This is a genomic window from Synechococcus sp. MU1655 (assembly GCF_023630655.1).
GTDB lineage: Bacteria > Cyanobacteriota > Cyanobacteriia > PCC-6307 > Cyanobiaceae > Synechococcus_C.
Window position 1 is genome coordinate 1 of record NZ_JAKUHK010000142.1, and the last position, 5343, is coordinate 5343.

Below are 5343 nucleotides of genomic sequence, written 5' to 3' on the forward strand. Positions count from 1 at the left end.
TGGCCCGGTGAGGCGTTCTTCCAGGACAAGCCGCTCACCGGCCTGTCCGAAACGACCTTGAAACGCCTCTTGAATGGCGGCTGCAGTCTCCTCCACGCTGTCCGCGACGGTCACCCCTTTCCCCGCTGCGAGTCCATCTGCCTTCACAACCAAGGGGCGTTGCAGTTGTTCCAGAAGAGCAATCCCCTCTTGCTCATTGGCCACGGTCCAGTACCCAGCCGTGGGAATCTCCGCGTCTTGCATTAATTGCTTCGCCCAGGCCTTACTCGCCTCGAGCTGTGCACCCTCCGCACTCGGGCCAAAGACTGCAAAGCCTTGTCCTCGAAGCGTGTCAGCAAGACCATCGGCCAAGGGGGCTTCTGGACCGATCACCACCAAATCGATGGCGTAGTCGCTGCACGCCGCAACCATGCCTTCGTGATCCGTTTCTGCGATCTCCAGTGGAGTGCAGCCTTCCAAATCGCCTGTGCCAGCGTTTCCTGGGCTGATCCAGATGCCTTCGATCTCTGGACAGCGTCTGAAGGCCCAGGCCAACGCCTGCTCTCGGCCGCCACCTCCCACCACGAGCACATTGCGCAACGGCGGCAGTGAGAGGGGACGGGTGTTGGAGATGGACATGGGCGGGTGCGGAACGGGGGGTGACCCCTAGGTTTGGAGTGCAGGCGCAATGCTCGGCGCGTTGCCCTGACCTATCCATCTTTGTTGAACGACTGTCAGCCCATGGGGCTTTCCTCCCTGCCACTGTTGTTTTTATTGGCTGCGGCTCCGCCGTTGGAGGCGGTTCCTGTGCCACCTGTCGCCCTGCCGATGACCCTAGAGGTCTTTGAAGCGGTCCTTGAAGAAGGTGGCATTAACGAGTTATCGGAGGCGTGTGCCGATTCGGATCGTTTTGGTCTGCAAGAGCGCCTTCGTCTGCTGCGCAACCGTTTGATGGTGGTGGCACCTGCTCCGCAACCGTTTGCTGTTGTGATGGCGAATGCCCGGGCGCTGATGGCCTGTAGGGCTCCCGATAGCACCCAGATTGTGCTGAGTCGATTTGGACCTGGGCCAGGATGGCAACGAAGGGAATGGTTGCTGCTGTCATGGCAAGCCGCCAGTGCGGCCCTCGATCAAGATCGTGCTGTGCTGGCGCTTCGGCGGTTGGCTGATGGTGATCTCACGCGTCTCGATACTGAGCAATTGATCGTGGGCCAATCGGATGATGGCTTGCCGCTGACTCGTTCAGCTCTTGATCTGCTGGCGAACCATGAGTTAGCAGCCGGCCGGCCAGAGGAGGCCGTCACGGTTCTCCTGGCGGGTCGTACTCCAGGAGTTGTGGCATCGCGCAGGCTTGGCCAAGTTGCTGAGTTGCTGGCGCCGTTGGATCCAGAGCGAGGCGATCTATTGCTGGAAGCGGCTTTGGATCAAGCTGCCGCTGAGCAAGCCTGGGGTCTTGCTGAAGATTTGCTCCGCCTGCAGTTGCGTTTAGCACTGCAGCAGGGTGGCGATGCCGACCGACCTCGCGAACGGTTGCGCCGTTTGGCGCGCCGGCTTGATGACCGCTTAACGCTGCTCGAGTTGGAACAGATGTCACCAGATTTGGATCCTCAGCGTGTGCAAGACCTTGAGGACCAGCTCCGCTCTCCTCGCGCTGCAGGAGGACATGCCTCCCTGGGAGAATCGGATGCATCCGAAGCTCCTGCTTCCAATCCCTTGGCCACGCCATGACCAGCACCCGTGGGCCGCTTCTCTATGAGGGCAAGGCCAAACGCATCTATGCCTCAAACAAAGAGGCTGAGGTTTTGGTTGAATTTAAGAACGATGCCACTGCTTTTAATGCCCAAAAGTGCGCACAACTTGAAGACAAAGGACGACTTAATTGTCAGATCTCGGCATGTCTGTTCGAGTTGCTTGAACGGGAAGGAATACCCACCCATTACTGCGGGTTGGAGTCGGATCATTGGATGGTGGTCCAACGGGTCAAGGTGATTCCGATTGAAGTGGTGCTGCGCAATGTGGCCACCGGATCACTCTGCCGTCAAACCCCTATCTCTCAAGGCACTCGCTTGGATCCGGCACTGCTGGATCTTTACTACAAGGATGATGACCTTGGGGATCCTCTTTTGACAGAGTCGCGTCTGTTCTTACTTGACTTGGTCAGCCCAGAAAGTCGTCAGGAAATCGAGACGTTGGCAAGACGGGTCAATGCTGTTTTGACCCCTTTCTTTTCTGGTCTCAACCTTCAATTGGTGGATTTCAAGCTCGAGCTGGGATGCAACGCAGCGGGTGAATTACTTGTGGCTGACGAGATCAGCCCAGACACCTGCCGGCTTTGGGACATGAACAGTCGGGATGCAAAAGCACGAATTTTGGACAAGGATCGATTCCGCCAAGACCTTGGCGGAGTGATTGAGGCCTACGGGGAGGTCTGCAAACGGGTCCAAGGGGCCACCCCCAAACCCCGCAACTACAGGTAAGGTCACCGGACATTTCCGGCCAATTCGGCCGATATCCGCACCACCTCATGGTCAATCCCTCCTCATGCCGAACCAGGAACGCCGTTCGGCGAGGAGCTTTGGGGCTTGCTCTGGCCCTGCCGCTTCTGACCACCCTTCCAGCTCGAGCGCAAGCTGAGACTGACTCCGATCAGAGTTCGGAAGAGCAGACCCAGCTGGAGGATGCTTTAACAGGGGAGACCAACGCGCCTCAATCTGCACCTCAATCTGTGGAGGTGGAGGAGTTTGAAGGTGCTCAGGAAGCACCAGTTGCTGCAGAAAACGAAGTCACTGAGCAGCCCAGAGTGCTGATTACAGAGGTGATGATCGAAGGGATCGATGGTCACCCTGAACAAGAGCGGTTGGAACTGGCTGCTTATGACGCCATGACCGTTCGCCCTGGTAGTCGCGTCACCAGGGATGAACTGAAAGTTGATTTAGAGGCGATCTACGCCACCGGCTGGTTCTCTGATGTACGCATAGAACCGGTTAACGGCCCTCTTGGCGTGCAACTTGTGGTTCAAGTTGCTCCCAATCCCGTGCTCACAAAAGTTGAGCTGTTGCCTGAAGACAATGAGATCCCTCCGCAGGTCATTGAGGATGCCTTCAGTTCCGATTACGGACGCACGCTGAACCTCTCCGAACTTCAGCTTCGGATGAAAGAACTTCAGACTTGGTATTCAAACGAGGGGTATGCCCTTGCAAGGGTCACAGGTCCAACGCGAGTTAGTCCAGATGGAGTTGTTGAGCTCAAAGTTGTCGTTGGCACGGTCGCTGGCGTTGAAGTGCAGTTTCTCAATAAGGAAGGCGAAACCACTGACGAAAACGGTGAGCCGATTCGAGGAAAAACAAAACCTTGGGTGGTTACGAGAGAAATCTCAATCAAGCCAGGAGAGGCCTTCAATCGCAACCAACTTGAGGGTGATATCAAACGCCTTTATGGAACTTCGCTATTCAGCGACGTCAAAGTCACGTTGAAACCTGTTGCAGGAAAGCCGGGCGAAATCAATATTGTTCTGGGGATTGTTGAACAATCCACCGGTTCTCTTTCTGGTGGCTTGGGCTATAGCCAAAGTCAGGGAGTCTTTGGTCAAATTCAAGTTCAAGACAGTAATCTCTTCGGTAGAGCATGGAATATTGCTCTCAATCTTACATACGGACAATTCGGTGGTCTGGCTAATTTTACGTTTACTGACCCATGGATCAAGGGTGATTCGCATCGCACTTCCTTCCGTACTTCTATTTTCCTAAGCCGAGAAGTTCCTCAGGTTTTTCAAAGTCAAGACAAGGGTGACATTGTTACGGTCACTGACTATGAGGACAATAATTCCTCTCGTGCTTACGAAATTAACAACAAAAAAAATCCTGCTGGTCGGAAGTTTGATAATGTTGACGACGCTTCAAAGCTTTTCCCTGAAGATAGTTGGTTTGATTACGAGGGAGATACTGTTGTCCTGCAGAGAGTTGGAGGTAATGTTATCTTCGCTCGTCCGCTTAATGGTGGAGATCCCTACAAAAACGCTCCCTGGCAGGTCCTTGTCGGGATGAATGTTCAAAACGTTAGGCCGATTAATTTCGAAGGTAGTTCTCGTATATTTGCTACGCCTAATAAGCGCAATAAAAATGATATCCCTAACGAGAACATAATTTGCATCGCTTACAATTGCGCATCCGAGAATAATCTTGCTGGCTTGCGACTTGCTGCAACGTATAACTCGTTAAACGATCCGCGGAATCCTACTTCCGGAAATTTCTTTAGTCTCGGAACCGAACAATTCTTGTCGGTTGGTGAGAATTCTCCAACTTTTAATCGAGTCAAGGCAAGTTACACTCAATTTTTTCCAGTTAACTGGTTGAAGATCGCGAAGGGTTGTCGGCCTAAGCCCGGAGAAAAATTAAATTGCCCGCAATCGATCGGGCTCCAAATTAAGGCTGGGTCAATCGTTGGCGATCTTCCTCCCTACGAAGCCTTCTGTCTGGGAGGCTCTAATTCGGTTCGTGGCTGGTTTGATTGTGACTTGGCGGTTGGGCGAAGCTATGGAGAAGCAACTTTGGAATACCGATTCCCACTGATTAGTATATTTGCAGGGGAATTATTTGTTGATGCTGGTACTGATTTTGGGTCCCAGAATAATGTTCCTGGAAAGCCTGGTAAATTGCTTAAAAAGCCAGGATCAGGCTTCTCCGTCGGTACAGGTGTGATTGTGACGACGCCAGTCGGCCCTCTGCGTCTAGAGGTTGCCAGTCAGGATTTCACCGGTGAGTGGCGATTCAATTTGGGTGTTGGCTGGAAGTTCTAATGATGTCTTGGCCTGCTGACTACGACAGGTCTTGGACGTTGGCATCCAGTGTGTCGCGCTCAGGGATTGGTTTACATAGCGGACAGCAATGTCAAGTCACCCTTGCTCCTTCGGAGCAGGAGGGCTTCTATGTGCGCTGGCTTGATCAAACCTCAGAGCCCGTACGTCTCGATCCTTCGCAGGTGCGCGACAGCCAGTTGTGTACCACCCTTGATTTTGGTGACAGAAAGCTTTCCACGGTGGAGCATTTGCTCGCTGCTGTTGCTGGCTGCGGGGTGTCCCATTTGGAACTGCAGGTATCGGGTACTGAAATACCGCTTCTGGACGGTTCCGCTTTGGGCTGGGTTGAGGCGATCGCTGAAGCGGGCTTGACAACAGCGTCGACACCACGTCGTCCCCCCTTGGTGCTCTCTGAACCGCTGGCTTTTTATCGCGGCAGTAGCGCCATCGTTGCGACGCCTGCTGATCGCTTCACGCTGGTTGGCGTCATTGACTTCCCTCAGGCAGCGATTGGTCGTCAGCAATTAGCTCTAGAGCTTTCTCCTCAGGCGTTTATTGATGAGATCGCT

Annotated in this window: 5 protein-coding genes; 4 read left to right on the forward strand and 1 reads right to left on the reverse strand. The window is 53.8% G+C overall.

The annotated features are described in order from the left end of the window. Nucleotides 1-618, reverse strand: a 618-nt coding sequence (locus NCN04_RS07570; RefSeq protein ID WP_250395678.1) for a phosphoribosylamine--glycine ligase, incomplete at its 3' end; no start/stop codon positions are given. A gap of 102 nt (nt 619-720) precedes the next feature. Between NCN04_RS07570 and NCN04_RS07575 the strand changes: the two genes are divergently transcribed. The 4 genes from NCN04_RS07575 to NCN04_RS07590 all read left to right on the forward strand — a co-directional run. Next, complete coding sequence (locus NCN04_RS07575) at nt 721-1707, forward strand: hypothetical protein (protein ID WP_250395679.1); 987 nt, start codon at nt 721-723, stop codon at nt 1705-1707. Further along, nucleotides 1704-2456 carry a phosphoribosylaminoimidazolesuccinocarboxamide synthase gene (purC, locus tag NCN04_RS07580; RefSeq protein ID WP_250395680.1) on the forward strand — a complete coding sequence of 251 codons (753 nt, stop codon included), beginning with the start codon at nt 1704-1706 and terminating at the stop codon, nt 2454-2456. The genes NCN04_RS07575 and purC overlap by 4 nt, the downstream gene beginning before the upstream one ends. 47 nt (nt 2457-2503) lie before the next feature. Next, entirely contained in the window at nt 2504-4774 is a 2271-nt protein-coding gene (locus NCN04_RS07585) for a BamA/TamA family outer membrane protein (RefSeq protein WP_048347094.1), read from the forward strand. After that, nucleotides 4774-5343 (forward strand): UDP-3-O-acyl-N-acetylglucosamine deacetylase (locus tag NCN04_RS07590; protein WP_250395681.1); only part of this gene is annotated, 570 nt, incomplete at its 3' end. The genes NCN04_RS07585 and NCN04_RS07590, both read left to right, overlap by 1 nt.